Below are 21,886 nucleotides of genomic sequence, written 5' to 3'. Positions count from 1 at the left end.
AAAACACTGCAGTTTCTTGTCGTACGACCGATGACACTGTCTCGCGCCCGGTGGCCGCGTCCGCAGCGGCCTCTTTACCGCGGTGTTCCGGCCGGATCACCGCATCCTACAAAGCCTCTTAGCCTTCGGGCGCCGCCGTGGTGAAGCGTTGAAACGGCAAACGAACAGGCCGCCACATCGTCACTTCGATTCGCTGCTTTTCTTGCCAGTGTCTCGCACGGAGATCACGTGGCGACATTGCTGACTGAGGCTCGCCTGCTTGGATCTGAGGCAGGCAGTGATAGCTGCGCGATCTGGTATGTAGCTGCTACAAAGGCGGAATACGTCCTCCATGCAGGCCTCTTTCTCTTCTGCTGTCGGCGTTTGATCGCGCGCGTTGACCGGCCCGGGAATTACAGCTGTCATTGCGACGACAAGAGCGATGGCGCAGTGGTAGATTGTGAGGCGCGAAGTTAACTGACTTCGTTGATTTTGAGTCATGATATCCCTTCAAGTCCGTGTGGCTACGTTATCGTCCTGCGTGGAGCGCGACATGACCTGTCAACCGGTAATCAGGCCGAACTCCTTAAGGACGGTGCAGGCATGCTCGTGCGTCCGCCTTTGCGGTCCGCACGGTGCTGGTCATCTGTCCGGCACGACAGAAACGACACGTGCCCTAGTGGCGCAGCACCACTAACCGTGGAAGCACTGGCGGCTGAGCTGGCCCAGCAAGTGATCATTCTGGAACTTCCAGTTGTTCGGTGCATGCCTCGACGTCGCGAGGCATTCTGGCGTCTGACATGTGCTTAGGTACTTTGGCTCACCCTACCGCCAACCGACTAATGACGCCGTGGCAGGGAAGGGCTCGTGCCAGCTATCGCGAGGCAGAGAGAGCAGGCAAAGGGGCAGGTGCGCCCAAGCCACTGTTGATGATGCATTCGATCGTTCAGAGCGAACCATGATGGCGCGCGCCGAGACTATGTTTGGTGTAATCGCGCCTGTGTTCAGCGATATGTGAAGACCTTGGGTGGGGTATCTGGGATGGAGCCTCCATCGTCCGTTCTGCCGAGGCGACGGTGATGGGAGCGCCTACCGTGCAGAGCTCGAAACGCGCGATTGCGTCCAGCCGCGACAGGAACAACTCCGACGCAGCGCGGACAAGGATGCACCTGGAGAATCTTATCGTCCTGATCGAGTCGCGCCAGGTGAGTTTAGATGTCTGAAACATTCGCAATTCTCATGACCTGTCCGGAACGGTCGGGATTGTCGGACGTGGTTCCCGCTTGTCGAGGATCGTACAATCTAACGCTACGTGCGGTTCAAGCCCCCTCGTGCGTCTGATCGCCTGAAGATGTCGGATCTGTGCATTCTTCGTACGAGCCTCGGCTGCAAAGCGCACTGTGGTGTTTCAGAATAGCGGCTGTGCATGCGACTGTGCGCTTCGCAACCGTGGCTCCGAGCGTCGCTGTTACGTGATTATACGGAGCGCCGGTGTCGCATTTCTTTGATCTGCGAATTGCATGCTCGCGGCATGAATCCGAAAAGTAAACTCTACCAACCCGACCACTGGCGAGGCCGTGCGGAAGCAACGCGAAAGAAAGCGGAAGCGCTCACTGACGGAAAAGCCAAAGACAGGCTGCTCAAAATTGCCGTGGAATACGACAAGCTGGCTCGGCGCGCCCTCGTGTGGCAGATGCACAAAGAGGAGGACGAGACCTGGCATGAGGAAGAGCTGTAAAGCGTCCCTTCGGATCATCAAAAGGCGCCAGCCTGTTGATCGCTAGCCAACCCAATGGCCACGCAAATGTCGCTCAGCGAGCGAGTCAGTACCTGGAAGGGACGTAGGGGCATCGTAGGGTGCGCATCCTGACGGTCCTGTGCCGCGCTCCAGATCGCGACATATATCTGAAGGCGGAACAGTCCGCCTGCCCAACGCTCCTTCAGGCCTACTTGTTTAGTCAGCTTCTCGAAAGCTAATTCTCATATAAAAAAATGCGCAAGTTACACCTCAATTTGCAGTCGATGCGTCGCAGTTAATGGGGAAGCCCGTCTGTCATGTGTGCTGGAACGCTCGGCTGTTACAGGTCCAGTGTTTGGAACTTCGTCGCGGCTGCAATTGCATATCAGTTTCGCCAGTTCGGGACATTTGCGTCATGCCTCAATATTTCCTTTGCATTCGTCCGAGGGACAGATTTCCAGGTCGTCGGGCTAAGTGTGCGTTAAAACCAAGTCCGTGAAAGAGGTCTCTCGTCCGATTGATGGTCCGCAGACGGTGCGGCCGCGGCCTGCGAGAGGCGTCGGAAAGCCCCCTCGCGCCTCTGCCGTCCGCGAGGATTATTTCAGAAGAACGCTGCGATGATAAAGTAGAGCCCAGCCCAAAGCAGCGCATTTACGAGGAGTGCGGCCAGAGGCCAAAGGTTCCACCTCTTTTGCGCCTGCCGGGAGCGACAATCGCAGCGGTAGTGCTTGATCGGTGGGTGCTTTGGTGCGCGCCAATGCGTCATTTCATCAGACGTCGCGCTGGTCCCCCGAAAAATGCCGGGCTTCGCATGCCTCGTACCACTCATAAGTTCGTAGTCCTCTTTCATAAGGAGAGTATCAGATCGTTGTCTGTTGCGCGGCGATCCTCCGGTCGATGTATGCTCGTGTATGGTCGGTACAGTTAAGGTCGCTTTCCGTCACCGCAGCAATCTACATGCCACGACGCAGAAGTATCGGTACCGCTTTGCTGCCAACAAACGCGCGTCTGTCGGGCGTTGGCGATACAGAGTCGCTGCCAGAGGTCGGATTCGCGACGTCCATGTCTGGAAGACGACACCCGCAATGGCAGCAAAAGGCGCTGCGCGTCGCGGGCGCGATACCATGAACAATGAGTTTGGACTTGCATCTTAGTGACGCGGGAACGTCGGTCGACGGTCGCCCAGATTGAGATCGACTAATCATTGTTTCTGACCGTTAGCTTACGAGGAGACACCGAGATGGCAGGCGACCCGCTGGATGCTACCAGCTCCTACAGTTCATGTCAGGCGTCCGCAGCTCTGGTGCAGGCGGCATAGAGGGTCGAACTCGACGACAAGCTGTGAATGATCAAGTGCGATCTCACCAAGCAGTTAATCGCAGGGCAGCATCAACCGGTGCCATCAGTGGCTTTGCGAGTCGTCATGGAGTGTGGATGTCGAAGGGCCTACGGGAGCATGCCATGATGACGACCAATTCGTTGGAGAGGAGGAGCCGCCAGTGTCTTGTGCTCAAGCAGGTACATGAATGCCCACTAACGCTTGCTCGAAGCGCGGGAGAGCGATGGCGGGCATCAGTGTTGCTGATGGGCGCTCTATTCGTCGATGTCGGCCAACACTGGCTGGCATCGGTGAGTAAGATGCGTCGCATGAGAGGGGATCGATGACAGAGTTGCATCATGAGCGGGAAGTTGCGATCGGCGGACTGATTCGCCATCGCCCAGATCGCTACCGCTGTACTCAGGTAATCAGTGGCCCCTGAGAGCGTTCGGCCCACAATACGATCGAAGACTATAGCAGGAGAACGAGTGATGATGGACATCTGCGGTTTGCTCAGATGGTGCTCTGAGGAGCGGTATAGGAGCGCTGGGCCGAGGATCGAACCGGTTTACGAGTTGCGAGACAACGCCATCTGCATCGAGTTCAAGGCCCTCCGAAAGGCAGAGGAGCGGGCGTGCGAGCGCGGCTGATAGAGAAGCTGGAGGCCGGCCGCGTGCAACACGGCCGGTTCGCTACGGTTCCGGGATCAGGTCCTTGCGGCGTGTTCTTTGTGCAGGGGCCTTGCGGGTGTGAACTAAAGATAACTGGATTTGTCCGTCCTGGCTGGGAGCATGTCGCTGTCTCGACGCCGCGGCGCTGTCCGAACTGGGAAGAGATGTGCTTTGTCAAGGACCTGTTCTGGGATGAAGAGGAGTGCGTCATGCAACTGCATCCGCCACATTCGCAGTATGTGAATAACAGCCGATATTGCCTACACCTGTGGAGACCCACTCATCGGGACATCCCGATGCCGCCGCCGAGCTTTGTAGGCATCGTTGGACTAGGGCCCTCAGACGCGGCAATGTTGTTCGCGCGGATCAGCGCGACACCATGATGAGCTGAGTTATTAATATCAAGCGGAAGGTGACGCCGGCGGCTGCAGAAGCGCCGATTCGGCGCCGCCGAACTGACGCGTCAAAAGCGGGTATATGTCAGGATCGATCGGCTGTTGCTGTGTGCGGGGGCCTGAGCCTGAATTAGTTGCGATCAACTGGGAGCAGCTAACAGTGCACTGATCCCGGAAAGATCGCGGAGCCGTGCTGAAGGCGCTTCGCCAGCAACAACAGTCGACGACCGGTCACAAGGCAATCAGTGCGCGATCCGAGGACGCGAATGGCGCGCTTCTTTGGCGCGAGAAGTGTGTGCCGAGGCGAAATAACGCAATGATGGTGAATCGAGGCCAACGCGACCGTCGAATGCGGTTTAAGGAGGCGTTGTCGGCCCATCACCCAGACTGCGTCCGGAATTGCACAAGGTCGGCTTGCCGTTGCTGTGCGACAGTCATGAGCTCGTGGACCACTACCCCGCCTCTGGAGCGGGGCTCGTAGGCAGAGACGGTCCAGACACCAACTAGGCGCGGGGGAGGCGGTAGCTTCGCCAAATATCTGGTTGTCAGCTCGTCGTCAGCTTGCCGCAAGATCATCCGCAAGCAGAGCGTAAGCAGCCCGCGCTCTGAGGAAAAGTACGCTGAAGAAGCAGGCGAACTGACATGTATAATCGAGTTAGTGACCGATCGACACGCCCTGATCAAGCTGACGAACCGAGTCGGTCGGCGGACAGTTACGAATTTGCCCAAACATTGACGGATCTCGCTCAACGGGAGAGCCCGCCAGCCAGGGAATTATCCGACAAAATGGGGCTATGTTGCAGCAAGCCACAGACCTCAGATGCAATCATTTATAGTCCAAGCACCTCGGACCCCAGCACATCCCCTGTGTCCTCCAGCTCAAATCCATCCTCGCCAGCGAGGCCTATCCGTCCTCTGTTCGAATACAGGACTGCTGAATTGTCCGAGGCCAATGTCAACGGAATCTGCGTTGGATTGGCAGCGGAGTGGCTCCTCAATCTCCCGCGCAGTCCTTCATCCCGGATGAGCGCGCTGCGCCCGGGCACTCAAAATCACAACTCAGCGGCAATGCGGCAGCAGCGGTATGAAGACCTCAAGAGTCTGTTGCGAAGTGATGGGGCGGAAGGTTCTCACAACCTTCAGGCAAAAAGTACGATGTTACGCGAAGCCGGCATAGAGCCGTTCGCCGAACAGACGCAATATGAGTTTGGTACATCTTCGAGCATTGACCGAATCGTGAATGAGGTCACTGACGATGGGTCGATCTATTTGGTCAGCTTGCGTTTCGCCGCAGGTGGCGCCCACACAATCGCAACGTCCACATCGAATGGAATGACGACCCTCTTTGATCCTAATTATGGGGAATTTACTGTTCGGCCAGATCAGATGGATGAGTTGTTCGAAAGTCTCGCCGATCGCTACAGGGACCCGAATCGACATGATATATCGACTGTCGTCACACAAAGGATGACGTGAGTGTTTCGGAGGTTGCAACAGACCCGAGGCCCGCGAGTGAATCTTTCGCGATCGATGCCGGACAGCCGCAGCGCCTCCGACAGCGCACCCACGGCAGGGAACATGGATGTGGCGCCCTGAACGCGCGCCCGACGTGTTAGCGAAGCTCACCGCGGCCCTTCGGACGTTGGAGGGGCACGCTCAAGAGAAGCTCTCTGGAAGTAGTGCGGCGAGGGGAGAATGTTCAGAGAGAGGCTGGCCGGTCACTCAGGTTGATGAGCTTGTGCCCTGGCGCGTCAAAGCCTGAATGGGCTGCGCTTGCACACAAGCAGGACCGTTGGCCCGTTAGACTTTCCTGATAGCTGGCTAATTTCCCCGCCTTTAGCCCTTGAGCTTAGGGCTAAGGGCGGGCATCACGCATCCAACACACGCGGCACAAGCTGTTTTTTCGGTTTGCTTCGGAATCGTTGCAGGCCCGTTTCTCGTAAGCGATGTTCTCAGGCCACGGGCGAGCGTTCTTGGGTAGTGAGATAGGCCCAGGGTAGCAGTTCGTCGATCTGGCTGTTCGGGTGGTCGTTGACGATGCGGGTGATGACGTCGGCGAGATAGGCGTGGGGTTCGACGCCGATGAGCTTGCAGGTTTCGATCAGTGAGGCGATGACGGCCCAGTGTTCGCCGCCGCCGTCCGAGCCAGCGAACAGAGCGTTCTTGCGGTTGAGCGCGATTGGGCGGATAGCGCGCTCGACGACGTTGGAATCGATCTCGATGCGGCCGTCGGCAATGAAGCGCGTCAGCCCGTCCCAACGCGACAGTGCATATCGAATGGCCTCCGCGAGTTTGGTCTTCTGGCTGATCAGATCAAGCTTGGCGCGCAGCCAGGGTTCGAACTCGTGGACGATCGGCCGGCTCTTCTCTTGGCGGACGGCGCGACGCTCGTCGGCGGTGCGGCCGCGGATCTCGGCTTCGATGACGTAGAGCCCGGCGATACGTTCGAGCGCCTCGCTGGCGATCGGTGCGGGACCGGCCGCGGCGAGTTCGTAGAAGCGCCGGCGCACATGGGACCAGCAGAACGCCAGTTCAACGTCACCGCGCTCGGCCAGGACCCGATAGCCAGCATAACCGTCGACCTGGAGGATGCCGGCAAAACCCGCGAGGTGGGCGATCGGCCGTTCGGCCTTGCGATCGGGAGCGTAGACATAGGCGACGGCGGGCGGGTCCGTGCCGCCCCAGGGCCGGTCGTCGCGGGCATAGGCCCAGAGCTGGCCGGTCTTGGTGCGGCCGCGTCCGGGATCGAGCACCGGGGCGGTGGTCTCGTCGGCAAACAGTTTGGGCGACTGCTTCAGCCTCGCGAGCAGCCGCTCATGCACCGGCCGCAACAGGAAGGCTGCCCGCCCGACCCAGTCGGCCAGGGTCGAGCGATCCAGGTCGAGGCCCTGGCGGGCGTAAATCTGAGCCTGCCGATACAGCGGCAGATGGTCGGCATATTTGGCGACGAGCACCTGCGCCACGGTGGCCTCGGTCGGTAGCCCGCCCTCGATCAGCCGCGCTGGCGCCGGTGCCTGCACCATGGTCTCGCAGGCCCGGCAGGCATACTTCGGCCGCCTTACGACTAGGACCCGGAGCTGGGCCGGGACGATATCCAGTCGTTCGCTCACATCCTCGCCGATCCGGTGCAGCGCCTGCTGACAGCACGGGCAGGCGTGACCGTCGAGGTCGATCAGCATCTCGACCCGCGGCAGATGCGCCGGCAGCGCTCCTCTGTTCCTGCGGCGCCGTGCGGCTCGGCTTGATCGCTCGGCCGCATTGGCTGCATCGGTCGCGGCATCACCACTCGCCTCGACCTGCTCGACATCCTCCAGGCCGAGTAGTAACTGGTCCTCCGGCAGCGTCTCGGCCCGGCGGCCGAAGCGATGACGCTGCAACTCCTTGATGATCTGCTCGAGCCGCGCGGCGCGCGCCCGTTCGGCCAGCAGCATCGCCTTGAGCGTGCCGGGATCGTCCGGAAGCGTGTCGGCCGTCGTCGCCATGATGCGATTACACCATGCGTCACGGCCCCCCGCGAGCGCGACATGCATACTGATTCACTGTGCCGCAGTTCAACTCGCCTGGATCGGCGACGGTGTCTCGCGCGCAGCGTGGACGCGCTTCCAGTCCAATCCTTCGAGCAAGGCCGACAGCTGCGCCGCAGTCAGGCGAATGACCCCATCCTGCACGTTGGGCCAGCAGAACGAACCGGTCTCAAGCCGCTTGGCGAACAGGCACACACCCGTGCCGTCCCAATAGATCAGCTTCACCCGGTCGGCGCGCTTGGCGCGGAACACATACACGGCGCCGGAGAACGGATCGGCCTGGATGCTCTCACGCACCAGGGCCGCGAGCCCTTCGGCACCCTTGCGGAAGTCGACCGGCCTGGTCGCCACCATCACCCGCACCGTGCCCGTCGGACCGATCACGTGCAGGTCTTCAGCGCATGGATCACGGCCGCAACCGTCGCGGCATCCGCGCCTCCGCCGACTCGAACCGCGACGCCGTTGATCTCGAGCTCGATGATGCCGCTGTTCTCGCCGCCCTCGGGCGCCTTCCGGAGGCGTCGGCGCTGCCGCGGTGAGCGCTCCGGCGGCGTGGACGATGGGGTAACGACAGCGGGCACGAACGTCTGCGGCTCGGGAGCCACAGGGATCGCAACCGGTTGTCGCATTTGCCGGCGCCACGTAAACAGCTGTTGCGGCGACAATCCGTGCCGCCGCGCGACCTCCGATACCACGGCACCCGGGGCAAGCGTCTCCTCGACGAACCGCGCCTTGTCGTCGGCCGAGAACTGCCGGCGTCGGCCGGTCTCCGTGATGACCTCGACCCGACGAACCGAGGTCCTAGGCTCAAGCATATGGTCAAGCTTAGACACAAGCCGATCTCCAATCAGAGATCGATCATTCTTCGCTCGACGCCTTCAATGGAAGGTGGGGCCGAAACAGCGCTTACCGTTTCTCTACTGACCTCGTCAGCCAAACAGCTGCTGTCAGCGACAATGCGTGCCGTAGCACCACTGCGCAAACGACACGCTCGCCACGCGCTGCGCAACAATCCTTGCCCTTGTCCTCGTCACTGCGCTTTCGCTGAGGTCCGGCTCTGGTTGAAGATCTCAAAACCGGACCAAAAATGATAACACTACGCACCGTGTTCGTTCCAAGCAAACGTTTGCGCCGAGCCGATTACAAGGTCATTTAACAATTTTCGAATTTACGGCTTGGACCCGCTCTCCGCGGAGCGGGCGCAAGCTGGCTATTAGTTTAATCTGGAAGATGTCGTCTGGTGGTTTTTCATATGATCCCAGTCTCACACCGGGAGCAGCAAGGGCGCGACTCGGCGTTGGTCAGGCCGGTGGATCAGACGCTGTCGCTGCCACGCCCGCGCTGGTTGAAGTTAGCAGAAACGTGACTCGGCGCCCAAAAGCCCCACGCATACACGGGGCAAGCGCTGTCCCTACCACGCACCGCTAACTTCGACGTCACCGTACAGGGACTAGCTTTCCGAAAGCTGACGAACCCGACGCGATTCACAAAAGCGAAAGCGGCCGGTGTGGGTCGATGCCCTTCTGCCTGGAACCCACCCATCTGTCCAGCGGAAATCCGATTTAACGTTATGGTCAAGCATAGACATAAGCCGATCTCTTCAAAGAGATCGTGAAACTCGCATATGCCATGTGCCGCGAGAAGGTGTCGACAGAAGTCCATCGACATTTTGCAAAGGCGCGGCTCTGTGACATCGCAGGAAAGACGATACATTATCTCTGGGACTTCGACTACAGCTGGGCCCATCCGATCAAGCTCGAAAGTGATTGGACAACATGCCAACGAACGGCCCTTCATTGTCACTCGATGCCGCCGGTCGCGTCCCGAGGAAGATGTCGACGGTGTGTCGGAGGATGTCGAATACCTCGATGTCAAAGGTGATCCGTCTGTTCCCGAGCACGAACACTGCGCCCGCGCGGCCCAGATAGATCTGATCGCTGCCGGTCGTCTTCGCATTGTCCGGAAAATGGAAGGCGCGTCAGCCGCTGGACCGACCGGGCGCATACACTTCCAACCGCGAGAGAAGATCGACCGCGGTCAAGTGCGGAGCCGCCGGTATGCCGTTTTGCAACCAGAGCAATGACGAGGCATCGGGTCCCATGCCGCCGGAAGGCCTCTCGGCTGCGAGCAAGGCGGGTTCTGAATCCCATGAAACCCCGCGACGATTGAGAGGCGCGGGACAGTTTCCTTTTGGAGATGTGGCTATGCATTGATTCGGCGACGGCCTCGTCAGCTTCTGGAAAGCCTATCCATAATACGATCAACTCAATTGTTTCTTGGACGTGAGGCTAGCATGGACCCATATAATTGTGATCCGTCCAATGTCCCAGCTTGGTCCCGGGCGCAGCAAGCTGTTCCGGACGAGCACCAGGGGGGCCATGACGCGCAAGAGGTCTTTGAGCAGCACTTGACCGAGGCGCGCCCAACCGACCCGAGTCCTGTCTCTGGTGGCGGCCACAACCACCATCCCCATCTCTCTACAGAACAGCGGGACACTATCGACAAGGCGATTGCCCAATATGAGGCTCAGAAGAGCCCGACGCCGAAGACAGTTAAGCGCTACACTCAGGCGCTTCGTCGACTAGGAAATCATCTTGGCGCTCATCGCCAAACGATTGATCTGGGGGATCATGAGGCCCTGGTCCGTTACGTCAAGACCAACTTCCCGAAGGACGAAGACATGAAGAAGGGGTTGGGTGTCCTTCGTGCGTATCATGATCCGAGCTTTGTATCTTCTGGCGGGCGGCCGCGCACAATGCCCTCAGCGGACGACGCGCCCCTCTCAGAGCGGCTTAAGGCCAGCGGCATGACGCCGGGCAGCGTCGCTCTTTATGATCGTAGTCTTCGCAGATTTTCTAAAGCGCTTAATGGTGCGGGCTACTCGATATCCGGGCTAGACCACGCCGCGCGCATTGAATTCGCTCAGAAGTGGTCCCCGAAGGACGAGCATATATTGATCGCGTTAAAGAAGGTTGGCGAGGCCGAGGCTGTTTCCGCAGCGGGTGCATCTCGGAAGCCCAGCCGTCGTGCTGCCCCGTCGCCCACATTGCATCTTTACCCCGATGACGCTCGCATCATAGATGACCTGGAAAAGGCAGAGCTGAGCATGCTTAAACCCGAGGACAGCCGGAGAAAAGTTGTTCAAAATCTGGCCCAGAACCAACGAAGATTCGGGGGGTGGCTTCAAAGGGAGGGGCGACGGAGCATAGTGAGCCGACTCACCGGCACCAGTGAACAGCAAAAGTCTTTGAACGACGATCACACGGACTTTAAAAAAGCCAGTCGAAACGCCGACATGGGCTTCGATCGTCTTCGGAGCTACCTATTGCTCTCGAGGCGAACGCTGCGCTGGGCGTCTCCCCTGACCAGACGGGTGGACAGCCGCGGCCTGGCGAGTCGAACTCAACGTGGTCGCCGCACCTGCCGTCCGATTTCGAGTGGCCGACGCCGGAAGCGGTGCCAGATGGGTCGTCCGCGATCTACCGAGGTCTCGACTCTTTGGTTGATCTGCCGCACTCCTTGCAGGAGGTGAGAGACGATGCTCAGTCCGCGGGTGGGGCTGCGGGGAGACCGCCGCTCTTCACCGGACCATCTAACACGCCAGCTCAGTCGTCAGACATCTACCGCGGTCTCAATTCTTTCGTTGATCTCCCATACACACCGCAGCAGATGCAAGACGATGCTGAGTCCGCGCCGGTGGGTAGGGCTGCCGCCGGACCGCCGCTCTTCACCGAACCATCAGACGCGCCAGCTCAGTCGTCAGACATCTACCGCGGTCTCAACTCTTTGGTTGACTTGCCGTACACGCCGCAGTAGATGCGAGATGATGCTCAATCAGCGCCGGTGGGTGGGGCTGCACGAAGACCGCCGTTCTTCACCGAACCATCCTACTCGCGAGCTCAGTCGTCGGACATCTACCCCGATCTCAGCTCTTTGGTTGATTTGCCGTACACACCGCCCCAGCTGCGAGACGATGCTCAGGCAGCGCCCGTGGGTGGGGCTGCCGACAGACCGCCGCTCTTCACCGAGCCACCAGACACGCCAGCTCAGTCGTCGGACATCTACCGCGGGCTCAACTCTTTGGTTGATTTGCCGTACACGCCGCAGCAGATGCGAGACGATGCTCAGTCAGCGCCCTTGGGTGGGGCTGCCGCCACACCGCCGCTCTTCACCGAACCACCACACACGCCAGCTCAGTCGACGGACATCTACCGTGGGCTCAACTCTTTCGTTGATTTGCCGTACACACCGCAGCAGATGCAAGATGATGCTCAGTCAGCGCCGGTGCTCAACTCCGGCGGTAAACCCGAATTCTTCGTCGGGCGGTCGGGCGTGCTTCAGGAACTTGACGACATCGGATACCGAGCCGGCGAGGATTGGCAGGATGGCTCCAAGCCGGTACCGGATTTCCTGCTCGGTGTTCCGGATAACATCGAGGGCCGGCCGACCCAGTTCAGCGGCCCAATGAAGGTCTCCATGGACGGTGAGACCTACTCGATCACATTGGGGCGCCGAAGAGGCGGCGACGCGCAATTCATCCACGATCCTCGCCCGCCCCCTGTCCCGGGTGCTCAGCTTGGCCCAACGGCTACCGCTGCCTATTCCGACCATCGCAGCGGGCCCGTTCTGGGCCCCACGCAGTGGCTGGGTGACGAGCATATCCAGCGGGATTATGAGCTCCTGGCGCACGAGTTGCAGCAAAACAATCCGGATCTCGCCGCCCGAACGCGGTTCGTGGATCCCCTGATAGCCCAGATGTTGCGATCTCCCTTTAAGGAGGTCGCCGAACGAGCATTAGGATGGGTTCGCTATGATACAGCCGACTTCTTATTCCTGCCGGTGAGCGATGCCAGCGATACGGATAGACATCGGCGCGGCAGTCACTGGTCGCTGCTGCTGGTTGATCGCCGCGATCGGGGCCGGCCGGTCGCCTATCACTATGACTCCACCCAGGGATACAATGACAGGCACGCAGCGGAACTCGCACGACGGCTCGACGCTAACCTGCAACGGGTACCGATAAGACAGCAGCAGAACGGTTATGACTGCGGCGTCTTTGTCGTGGACGGCACCCGGGAACTGGTTCGGCGATTGGCAGCAAGACGACCGGACCTGAACCTCAATAATCTTGTCATTAGTCGGGAGGCACTGCGGGACCGACTAGGCCCTGGTGTCCGCTTCAACTGAACAGGGTGCGCGATCGACTCAAATGCGATTCTTGCCGATCGAAGATCCGCAATCGGTGTGTTCGCAGAGCATCATAGTGTCTCACGTGAGGAGGTGAGCACGCATACGACGAAAACCGCCTCATTGACGCATGTGCGCGGGCACAATGAGCTCTGCGGCTTGCTGACCGGCGGGCTTATCGGCCTGGTGCAGGAGCTTTCATTCCCAGGGCAGCAGTTCGTGCAGGCGTGTCGCGGGAAGGTCGGCGATCCGGGTCAGGATCTCGGTGAGACAGGCCTTGGGCTCGACGTCGCTGAGGCGACAGGTCCTGATCATCGTCAGCATAGTGGCGGCACGATCGGCCCCACGCTGGCTATGAAGGTCCAGTTGGGCTCCCAAGGCGGTGCCTCTCAATGCGCCCTCAGCGCAATTGTTTAAGGGCATGATGCTTTCGGCGCCTCAAACGCTGATGGCGAGGACTGGCCGGCGGCTGCCAGGACCACCAGGTGGAAAGACGTCCGGCATCCGCCAGATATCAGACATACTGCACCAATCTAAGGTAATCGTCCGTGAGGACAGGTGAGCGAATAGAACAAGCCGCGTCTTCAAGGAAGGTGGTCAGAGTCCGACTAGCCCGATCGCGGACTTCGACAGATTGCCGAGTCGGCGAGCGAGTACGGAGAGTTGCAAGTTCGGAACTGACCAGGTCAGCCGCCGCTGCCGCGCAATCTGAGGCAGAGAAGCAACCAGCAGACATGACAGCTTTTGCCAGCCCCAATGTGGTGAGCCAACCCGCATAGATCAGCACGGCACCGTCGGTCTCATTGAGCCCAGAGAGCTCATCGATTGCAGCAGCATGGACTGATGCCGCTCCAACTGACCGAAAGAGATTGGCTATTTCGTCACGCGTGGCTTTAGAGAGGAGGCAGCGGCCGAGATGTGATAGGAGTGCCTCAGTCGGACCTTCGAAGATGCGAAGGATGCGAGCGTCTCGATAGATTTTGGCTAAAGGCGCTCCCTCGTCGTAACCACGGCCACCTAACAGCTGGACGCATTGATCAGCGACAAGGCCGCACCACTCCGAGGACAAAACCTTCGTTGCCGACGCAAGGTGGACGTTTGGCGCGCCCTGCGCTGAAACAAGTCGGCAGGATGCGGCCAGCATCGCCTTCACGACTTCCCGCCGCAGCACCATCTGTCCAAATAACTGCTTGATGTAGCTGTTCTCGATCATATGCAGTTTACCGAGCCGACGATGGCTTGCATAAGAGGCTGCGACCTGGATAGCGCGCTCAAGGGCTCCAAGACCCATAGCAGCCACACCGACACGGCCGCGGTTCATACTAGATGCCGCCGCGCCCCAGCCGTCTTGATCGCGAGAGAGCACGTACGAACGCGGCACCTCGACATCGTGGAACTCCAGGGTATTCTGAATGATGCCGCGTAGACCGAGTGTGCGATGCTCGTGCGTGACCTTTAGGCCTGGAGCTTGCCTGTCAACGAGTACGCCAACGAGGCGACCTTTCGCATCGGGTCCAGACGCGCGCGCAAAGCAAACGATCCAGCGAGCCCAGTCAGCGAGGCCGATCCAGATCTTGCGGCCAGAGATACGAACTTTATCTCCGCGCATGAGAGCCGAAGCCTCTATGTGCCTCGGGGCCGAGCCAGCTCCGGGCTCCGTCAAAGCGAAAGCGCAGAGATCGCCACGTGTTGCACCCCAAATGATATGCTTTTGCTCGGGGATGTGCGGTGCCGCTTGGATGCAGGGCAAGGCCAGGAAGTTATGGATGACGAGGGTAGAGGCAGCGGAGACATCGAAGGATGCAGTGGCGGAGATGAGGTTGATGGCTTCCTGCAACGGAAGAGCTAATCCGCCGTGCTCTCCTGGTGTGGTGAGCCCGAACAGTCCATGCCTTGCCAATATGCTGTGTAGGGTCGGAGGGAATGCCCGGCGGTCATCCGCGTCAGCGAAATTCAGCTGACTGAGGTCAGAGATCAAACTGGAGTATAGTGCAGCTGCACGGCCTTCGGCCGTGCGTTCCTGCGCCTCCCGGAATTGGGAGTAAACCTGAGCATACATAGTCATAAGTCCGACAATGAACCCGGTCGCGCTTCGTGCCAATTAATCCCCATGGCTATCTCGGTTACACATTGGTATAGTGTGGATGTAAGCGCAGTATAAGCACGTTCTCCGGGACTTGGATTTATTGCGGCCGCTGCGCGGGCTCTCATCAAGGTAAGTCTTGTCGATATGACCTATCGGAGGCGCACGCTCGTTTCAGTGATCTCCCATTCCCCTCAAAGACTCACACAGCGTTGTCGATTGGTGTTTCGTCACAAAGAGAGCCGACCGGGGAGAGATCCGTCATGCACCAATCGGCATGGGCTTTCAATCATGTCCTCCGTGGCTGTTCGGCATAGCGCGGGCATACGCGCAGTACCAACAAACCGGGAGATCGAACGGTGATGTGGGACAATGGTCAAGGAAGAACGTTTTCGAATGTGGACCGAAGCCGCGGTTCGATCCCTGGGCTGGCTCCCTGGTGCAGGCCCCCGATCATCATTTGTGCAACTCAGCTGGTCCTTGCTTGCGCGTTCGTCGAACGCAACCCGGAAGCCGGTACGTAATTGCTCCGGAAGTCGACCGGTACTCAGGATTTGATGAGCTCCGACCACGCAGTTCCTCCGGGATGGTTGCAGTATTCGACCAGATTGCGAGCGGCATCGCCGCGACGGGTCCTCATGTTTCTCTCGGGTGGCCTGCGGCTGATGACAGTTACGACGTGGCTGCTGCTCTGCGAAGGGAACGAATCAAAAGTCGTGCCGAGACTGGAGCATGAATCCGATCCGGATCTATTGTGGGATTTGCGGATTGCGAGCTTCGATAGCGACGTCGTGGAGATACCTGAAACGGCCTACAGAGAAGTGGGATGTCGTCGATCCGCATCGAGCAGAGCAGCGAGTTAGTCTCGTGCATCTTCACTGACGGCTACAGCTCGGCGTCACGCTGAGTTTGGCAGCCCGGCAAGCCAAACAATAATGCGCTTGCGGTCGCTTCCGGGCGGGATCTCAACACCGATCGGGCCTCAGCCTTGCAGACGCACAGAAAAAGGGGGGAGGTTTGGCGCAAATACTAAAACAAAAAAACGGCACCAGGGGGCATCGGCAACAGATCGCCGATTTTGCCGCAACCGAGCGAAAAGTCACAAGCAAATTAGGTCTGGGCCCTAGCGCCGTTCATACGGATAGGCCGATAGTTTGGGCTTTTGGCGCGGCCTGCGAGGACTACGTTGCAAGGTCGCCGAAGCAAAACCCTGGCATTCGTGCCAGGGTTTTGCATGGTCGTCGACACTTTGACAGAGTGGATCAGAAGTCCATACCGCCCATGCCGGCGCCTGGAGGCATTGCTGGGCCGGCCGCGGCCTTCTTCGGCAGCTCGGCAACCATGGCTTCCGTCGTGATCAGCAGCGCCGCCACCGAGGAGGCGTTCTGGACCGCGATACGCACGACCTTGGTCGGGTCAATGATGCCCTTGGAGACTAGGTTGCTATACTCGCCCGTCTGCGCATCGAAGCCATAAGAGTACTGCTCGTTGTCCAGGACTTTGCCGACCACGATCGAACCGTCTTCACCGGCGTTAATCGCGATCTGGCGGGCCGGCCAGGACAGCGCCTTGCGCACGATCTCGACGCCGGTCTTCTGGTCGTCGTTCTTGGTCCGCAGGCCCTTGAGCTGCTCGGAAGCACGGAGTAGGGCGACGCCGCCGCCCGGCAGAATGCCTTCCTCGACAGCGGCGCGGGTCGCATGCATCGCGTCATCAACGCGATCCTTGCGCTCCTTCACCTCGACCTCGGTCGCGCCGCCGACGCGGATCACCGCGACGCCGCCGGCGAGCTTGGCGAGACGCTCCTGGAGCTTCTCGCGGTCGTAGTCCGAGGTGGTCTCCTCGATCTGCGCCTTGATCTGGGCCACGCGCGCCTCGATGTCGGCCTTCTTGCCGGCGCCGTTGACGATCGTGGTGTTCTCCTTATCGATCATCACCTTCTTGGCGCGACCGAGCATGTTGAGCGTGACGTTCTCGAGCTTGATGCCGAGATCTTCCGAGATCGCCTGGCCGCCGGTCAGGACCGCGATGTCCTGCAGCATGGCCTTGCGGCGGTCGCCGAAGCCCGGAGCCTTGACGGCCGCGACCTTCAGGCCGCCGCGCAGGCGGTTCACGACGAGCGTCGCGAGCGCTTCGCCTTCGACGTCTTCAGCGACGATGACCAGCGGCTTACCACTCTGCACCACGGCCTCGAGCAACGGCAGCAGCTCGTTCAACGAGGAGAGCTTCTTCTCGTTGATGAGGATGTAGGCGTCGTCCATCTCAACGCGCATCTTGTCGGCGTTGGTGACGAAGTAGGGCGAGATGTAGCCGCGGTCAAACTGCATGCCCTCAACGACATCGAGCTCGGTCTCAAGGGACTTGGCCTCTTCGACCGTGATCACGCCTTCGTTGCCGACCTTCTTCACGGCGTCGGCGAGGAACTTGCCGATCTCCTGGTCGCCGTTGGCCGAAATGGTGCCGACTTGGGCGATCTCCTCATTCGAGGTGACCTCCTTGGAATTCTTCTGGAGGTCCGCAACCACGGCTTCGACCGCCAGGTCGATACCGCGCTTCAGGTCCATCGGGTTCATACCGGCGGCAACCGACTTGGCCCCTTCGCGGACAATCGCGGCGGCCAGGACGGTCGCAGTGGTGGTGCCGTCGCCGGCAGCATCCGCCGCCTTCGAAGCTACTTCGCGCACCATCTGGGCGCCCATGTTCTCGAACTTGTCATCGAGTTCGATGTCCTTGGCGACGGCAACGCCGTCCTTGGTGATGCGAGGCGCGCCGAACGACTTGTCGAGCACGACGTTGCGACCCTTTGGACCCAGCGTGACCTGCACGGCAGTGGCGAGGATGTCGACGCCGCGCAGCATGCGGTCCCGCGCGTCTACTCCGAATTTGACTTCTTTGGCTGACATAAAGAATTTCCTCAGTTCCTATTTTCTCATCCTTCAGCGCGCCTAAGTGGGCGCTCGTCAGGAGTGAGCTGTTCGATCGCTCGGTTAGGCGGCTTTCTTCTTGGGAAACACATCGGTGAGAACGCCCATGATGTCGCTCTCCTTCATGATCAACAGCTCCTCGCTGTCGATCTTGACTTCGGTGCCCGACCATTTGCCGAACAGCACGCGGTCCCCGACCTGGATATCAATCGGAATCAGCTTCCCAGTCTCATCGCGGCCGCCCGGGCCAATTGCAATGACTTCGCCCTGCGAGGGCTTTTCCTTCGCTGTGTCGGGAATGATAATGCCACCAGCGGTCTTCTCATCGGCGTCGATGCGCTTGACCACGACGCGGTCGTGAAGCGGACGAAAATTCATACAAGACTCCTGAGCGATTTGAACAAGTTGGAGATAGTCACAGTGTGACAAGCCCAATTATAGCAAGGGTCAGGCCAATAATGAGCTGGACGATCCATGCCTGCAGCTTTTGCGTGGCTGTGTCGGGAATGATAACCCCACAAGCTGTCTTCTCATCGGCGTCGATGCGCTTGACCACGAAGCGGTCGTGAAGCGGACGAGAATTCATGCAAGTCTCCTGAGCTCAAGTTGGAGATAGTCACATTGTGACAAGACAAATTATAGCAAGAGTCAGGCCAAAAACGAGCTGAACGATCGATAGCTGCAGTTCTGCTGAATTGTTGCCTGGCCTGCGCGTGTCTTTGTCCGGAAGCAAACGCCATCAGATACACGGCCCGCCAAGCTGTTGCGAAGATGACATTGCGTTTCACCGAAACACCCGGTTGGGGCGCGGGCGTCCTCAACATTAACGGCCCTTACACCGATCGAAGCACCGCGTATTTCGAAGGCGGTAGCCGGGCTGCACATGTTTGCTTCGTCTGACAGCGCGCATCGAGGGGCTGGCGCCGGGAAAACGTGCGGCGCACAAGATCCATCGAAGAGCCGGGCCCGAACAATATGAGACCCTCGCGGACAATAAAGATTATGCCGACATCTTGAGCGCGGGGCGTTCAAGAACTTATCTGCACCGACCTGGATCAGGCCACTGGATGCTGCGGTACGAACACAGCAGAGGCGGGCCATGACAATGGCGCACGGAGTCAGGCGTCATCGGCACGGCGATCCGCCGCGGTCGCCGACCACACGTTCGAGCGAGCCGCGCTTCTGCACGCTTGGCAACTACGACGGCCAAACCGGGTTCGTCACATCCTCTCGTCAGCGTTGGATCTTGCTTCCGCTTCCCCACGTTCGAGCCTTGGAGATGGAAATTCGGTTCCGCAGTTCTAGCAGCCCGGGTCGCCCACTCCGGATGCTCACCGTCGTCTTCACATTTGTTGTGTTCGCGACTGACTAGCCTAGCTAGGCCATGTACTCACTAAGTGACCGGCCGCCTGATGTCCGCTCACCCCAACAGCGGCGGAAAACCGGACATCGCCCGGGGGCGCTGTAGGGCAAAACCAGCCGTACCCGCTTGGGTGGCTTCCTCTTGAAGCAAGAGGCAGTTTGATAGGGGGCCGCATCAAACTGCGATGGTCGTGCGCATAATGGCTAAATTGACCGTTGCCCGCATCCGCTGCGGTACCCCATACATGCACGAGCGCCAGAGCCATTCGACAGGACCGAACCGATAGCGGCGCAGCCACCACGCGCTGAACACCACCTGCGCGACATACACCAAAATGCCGATCCCCAGTGTCGCGGCCACGCCGAGGCGACCAAATTGGCCTAGACCATAGCCGTAGAAGATCCAGCCGCAGATCACAGATTGCGCCAGATAGTTGGTGAACGCCATGCGGCCAACCGGCGCGGCCCAGCTCAGCATCTTCCGCCCGCCCGAGAGATTCACAGCGGCGATGATCGCGGCCGCATAACCCAGGGCCAACACGACCGACCCCAGCTGTTCCACCGGAAAATGCGCGCGCCCGAGCGACGGCCAATCGAAGAGCTCTTGTCCTGCTGCCGCGAGACTCAATCCGCCCCCGAGAAGAATGCCAAAGGTTGCGACCACGAACAGCAGGCGCCGGTTCGCCGAAGCCCGACGCACAACCCCGCTGCGCCACGCGAAGGCGCCGACCAGGAATAGCGCGACAGTGCGCGGAAAGATCAAGACGTGCAGCGGAAAAATCACCGGCACCTCCCGGATCCGGAACGCGAGTACGTCGAAAAATCCGCCCGTGCCGTAGGCACGCGCCGCGTCTGCGGCAAGAGCGGCCATCTCGGCTGCACCCGGCAGCGGCACGATCGGCGGTAGCACCAGTATGGTCACGTAGAGCCCCAGGAGCAGCAGGGCTGCACCCGCCATGAGCCACCGCGGGGCGCCGAGGAAGGGCAGCAACAGGAAGCCCGCCAGCGCATATTCGACGAGAATGTCGCCGTTCCAGATCAAATAGAGATGCACCAGGCCAATCGCCAGCAACACCACGAGCCTGCGCACGAGCAAGATAATGCGCCGTGCATTGCCGGCAAGCCGCTCGAATTGGATGGCGAGGCCGACGCCGAACAGCAGCGAGAACAGCGCAAGCGCCTTGAAGTCGACGGCGACCGTCAGCACAGCCGCCACCGCCTGGTCGAGCGGCCCCGCCGGCTCCGCGTTCGGCAAGAACGCCGCGAAGAAAGAGGCCCGAAATATGGTGACGATGTTCATGGCGAGCACGCCGAACAGGGCCAAGCCCCGCAGCACGTCAATCGAGTCGAGCCGTTCCGACGGGCTCATAGGATTTGGAGGCGCGTCACTCCCCGGCGCGGTTCGCGAGCCGATGCGTCCGCCGGTCATTGCAGGACTCCCCCCGTTTCCGATGGAGCGAGTTAGTTAGAATGCCTCCTCGTGCTGCGTCAAACTACCTAAATTGGGGGGCGAATCGAACCATGACAAATTGTTCCACTGCCAATGCGAGGAAATGGACAAGCCGGCGCGTGGCAACGCGCTGTGACAAACTCGCCGCCAACTACCTCGCATTCGTCCAACTTGCATCAATCAGGCTGTGGCTGCGCGTTAATGAGTCCACGTCCGAGGCTAGTCGTGTTGCGACCGAATGTCCCGAGCGGGTCTTCCTACCTCACTCAGGCCTTTGAACAACACACACTTTGCCGCTTCTGAGCGGCTGGCACGAAATTTGAGGCGTGGAGCAGCACACCCTCGACGGTCATATGCGCAAAGAGTGGGCTTGGGTATCCTGTAACATCGCACTTGTTGGATTCGAGCCCGAGATCGATAGGATTATGAAAATTTGCGATCAAACTGGGCTGCGTGAGGTAATCGAGGATTGGCCCGGTGGTTTCCAAACCTACCTGGGCGAAAATGGCGCAAAATTGTCTGGTGGCAAGAAGCAGCGCCTTTCGTTAGTACGAGCTCTATATCGGAATCCGGAAATCCTAATCTTGGACGAGCCGAGCGCCTCCCTTGACTCGGTTGCCGAAGCCACTGTGCACTGGCTCCTTGAGAAGTTTGCGTCGGGCCGGTAAGACGATCGTGGTGATCTCTCACCGACTCAGCACCATCTGTGGTGCCGACAAGATCGTCGTCTTAGACAAGGGGCCGGATCGTTGCGGAGGGCAGACAGACAGATCTGCTGGCTGAAAGCGCTTATGCGCGCTTGTGGCAGACGTAAACCGAGCGGCCCTAAAGTTGCAGATGATGGCTTATCGCAAAATTGGGCGGAATCGCGGAGAGCTTATCCTCTCAAACTGACCCTGCTGATCGACGTTCGAAAAGTGTATACCACGGTCGTGTGACGGAGCGAGATCGGCAGCTCAACAACGACCACGCCTGATGACCGACGATGGCAAGCATCGGGAGAGCGTGCGCGAAATCAACCATAAGGCATGTGAAATCTCGAGGTGAACTACGCCAGCGGCAAGCTGAGGTCGTCAGACGGCGTGGTCTCATGGCATAAGTGCGTCGATTTCGTTCCAGGGTAAGCCGTTGGCAATACGCTGAAGTATCTGAATATAGGCGAATGGATGGACATTGTCATTTCCGTTGTGCGGCAGCGTTGCGGGCTGCCAACGTTTGTCGCCGCCGTCGCTGCCCGCGAAGAGCGTTTTTGAAT

General features: G+C 59.6%; 10 protein-coding genes and 5 pseudogenes. 6 read left to right on the top strand and 9 right to left on the bottom strand.

What is annotated here, in order from left to right; genetic code table 11:
* Positions 1–1,510: 1,510 nt before the first annotated feature.
* From GPL20_RS10220 to GPL20_RS39375, 3 genes are all read left to right on the top strand, one after another.
* Positions 1,511–1,717, top strand: coding sequence for a hypothetical protein (locus tag GPL20_RS10220; protein ID WP_205751149.1), 207 nt, complete (start codon positions 1,511–1,513; stop codon positions 1,715–1,717).
* A gap of 1,952 nt (positions 1,718–3,669) precedes the next feature.
* Positions 3,670–4,089 carry a DUF7694 domain-containing protein gene (locus GPL20_RS40250; RefSeq protein WP_100233438.1) on the top strand — a complete coding sequence of 140 codons (420 nt, stop codon included), beginning with the start codon at positions 3,670–3,672 and terminating at the stop codon, positions 4,087–4,089.
* Between the two features lie 654 nt (positions 4,090–4,743).
* Positions 4,744–5,577 carry a YopT-type cysteine protease domain-containing protein gene (locus tag GPL20_RS39375; RefSeq protein WP_157329441.1) on the top strand — a complete coding sequence of 278 codons (834 nt, stop codon included), beginning with the start codon at positions 4,744–4,746 and terminating at the stop codon, positions 5,575–5,577.
* Between the two features lie 476 nt (positions 5,578–6,053).
* Here the strand turns inward: GPL20_RS39375 and tnpC are convergent, their stop codons facing one another.
* The 3 genes from tnpC to tnpA all read right to left on the bottom strand — a co-directional run bounded on the left by tnpC (position 6,054) and on the right by tnpA (position 8,440).
* A complete protein-coding gene (gene tnpC, locus GPL20_RS10205; protein ID WP_157329558.1) occupies positions 6,054–7,583 on the bottom strand; it encodes an IS66 family transposase in 1,530 nt (509 codons plus the stop codon).
* A gap of 69 nt (positions 7,584–7,652) precedes the next feature.
* On the bottom strand, positions 7,653–8,009 hold the full coding sequence (tnpB, locus tag GPL20_RS10200; protein WP_254125182.1) for an IS66 family insertion sequence element accessory protein TnpB: 357 nt from the start codon (positions 8,007–8,009) through the stop codon (positions 7,653–7,655).
* On the bottom strand, positions 8,006–8,440 hold the full coding sequence (gene tnpA, locus GPL20_RS10195) for an IS66-like element accessory protein TnpA (protein ID WP_157329440.1): 435 nt from the start codon (positions 8,438–8,440) through the stop codon (positions 8,006–8,008). Before tnpA ends, tnpB begins: the two co-directional genes overlap by 4 nt.
* A 3,790-nt stretch (positions 8,441–12,230) precedes the next feature.
* On the opposite strand from tnpA, the pseudogene GPL20_RS40245 reads away from it, so the two are divergent.
* A pseudogene (locus GPL20_RS40245) lies at positions 12,231–12,812 on the top strand (Ulp1 family isopeptidase); the annotation flags it as partial.
* A 198-nt stretch (positions 12,813–13,010) separates the two neighbouring features.
* On the opposite strand, the pseudogene GPL20_RS10185 reads toward GPL20_RS40245, so the two are convergent.
* The 6 genes and pseudogenes from GPL20_RS10185 to GPL20_RS10160 all read right to left on the bottom strand — a co-directional run.
* A pseudogene (locus GPL20_RS10185) lies at positions 13,011–13,226 on the bottom strand (transposase domain-containing protein); the annotation flags it as partial.
* A gap of 100 nt (positions 13,227–13,326) precedes the next feature.
* Entirely contained in the window at positions 13,327–14,871 is a 1,545-nt protein-coding gene (locus GPL20_RS10180; protein ID WP_167532968.1) for an acyl-CoA dehydrogenase family protein, read from the bottom strand.
* Between the two features lie 1,286 nt (positions 14,872–16,157).
* On the bottom strand, positions 16,158–17,798 hold the full coding sequence (gene groL, locus GPL20_RS10175) for a chaperonin GroEL (protein ID WP_157329437.1): 1,641 nt from the start codon (positions 17,796–17,798) through the stop codon (positions 16,158–16,160).
* Positions 17,799–17,882: 84 nt separating this feature from the next.
* A complete protein-coding gene (locus tag GPL20_RS10170; protein WP_100233444.1) occupies positions 17,883–18,197 on the bottom strand; it encodes a co-chaperone GroES in 315 nt (104 codons plus the stop codon).
* 100 nt (positions 18,198–18,297) lie between these two features.
* Positions 18,298–18,405, bottom strand: a pseudogene (locus tag GPL20_RS39365) (co-chaperone GroES); the annotation flags it as partial.
* Between the two features lie 951 nt (positions 18,406–19,356).
* Positions 19,357–20,610, bottom strand: a complete 1,254-nt coding sequence (locus tag GPL20_RS10160) for a DUF418 domain-containing protein (RefSeq protein ID WP_157329435.1) — start codon at positions 20,608–20,610, stop codon at positions 19,357–19,359.
* Between the two features lie 134 nt (positions 20,611–20,744).
* Between GPL20_RS10160 and GPL20_RS40240 the strand changes: the two are divergent.
* Positions 20,745–20,825 (top strand): annotated as a pseudogene (locus GPL20_RS40240) (IS5/IS1182 family transposase); the annotation flags it as partial.
* Positions 20,826–21,014: 189 nt separating this feature from the next.
* Positions 21,015–21,445 (top strand): annotated as a pseudogene (locus tag GPL20_RS10150) (ATP-binding cassette domain-containing protein); the annotation flags it as partial.
* Positions 21,446–21,886: the final 441 nt, after the last annotated feature.

The sequence above is a fragment of the Bradyrhizobium cajani genome (genome assembly GCF_009759665.1).
Lineage (GTDB): Bacteria > Pseudomonadota > Alphaproteobacteria > Rhizobiales > Xanthobacteraceae > Bradyrhizobium > Bradyrhizobium cajani.
This window is presented reverse-complemented; position numbering and strand designations above follow the sequence as displayed.

Excerpts from the sequence above, each read along its gene's own strand:
- GPL20_RS10220 (WP_205751149.1), top strand. The coding sequence starts at position 1,511 with ATGAATCCGAAAAGTAAACTCTACCAACCCGACCACTGGCGAGGCCGT.
- GPL20_RS10170 (WP_100233444.1), bottom strand. The coding sequence starts at position 18,197 with ATGAATTTTCGTCCGCTTCACGACCGCGTCGTGGTCAAGCGCATCGAC.
- GPL20_RS10160 (WP_157329435.1), bottom strand. The coding sequence starts at position 20,610 with ATGACCGGCGGACGCATCGGCTCGCGAACCGCGCCGGGGAGTGACGCG.
- groL (WP_157329437.1), bottom strand. The coding sequence starts at position 17,798 with ATGTCAGCCAAAGAAGTCAAATTCGGAGTAGACGCGCGGGACCGCATG.
- tnpC (WP_157329558.1), bottom strand. The coding sequence starts at position 7,583 with ATGGCGACGACGGCCGACACGCTTCCGGACGATCCCGGCACGCTCAAG.
- GPL20_RS39375 (WP_157329441.1), top strand. The coding sequence starts at position 4,744 with ATGTATAATCGAGTTAGTGACCGATCGACACGCCCTGATCAAGCTGAC.
- tnpA (WP_157329440.1), bottom strand. The coding sequence starts at position 8,440 with ATGCTTGAGCCTAGGACCTCGGTTCGTCGGGTCGAGGTCATCACGGAG.
- GPL20_RS10180 (WP_167532968.1), bottom strand. The coding sequence starts at position 14,871 with ATGTATGCTCAGGTTTACTCCCAATTCCGGGAGGCGCAGGAACGCACG.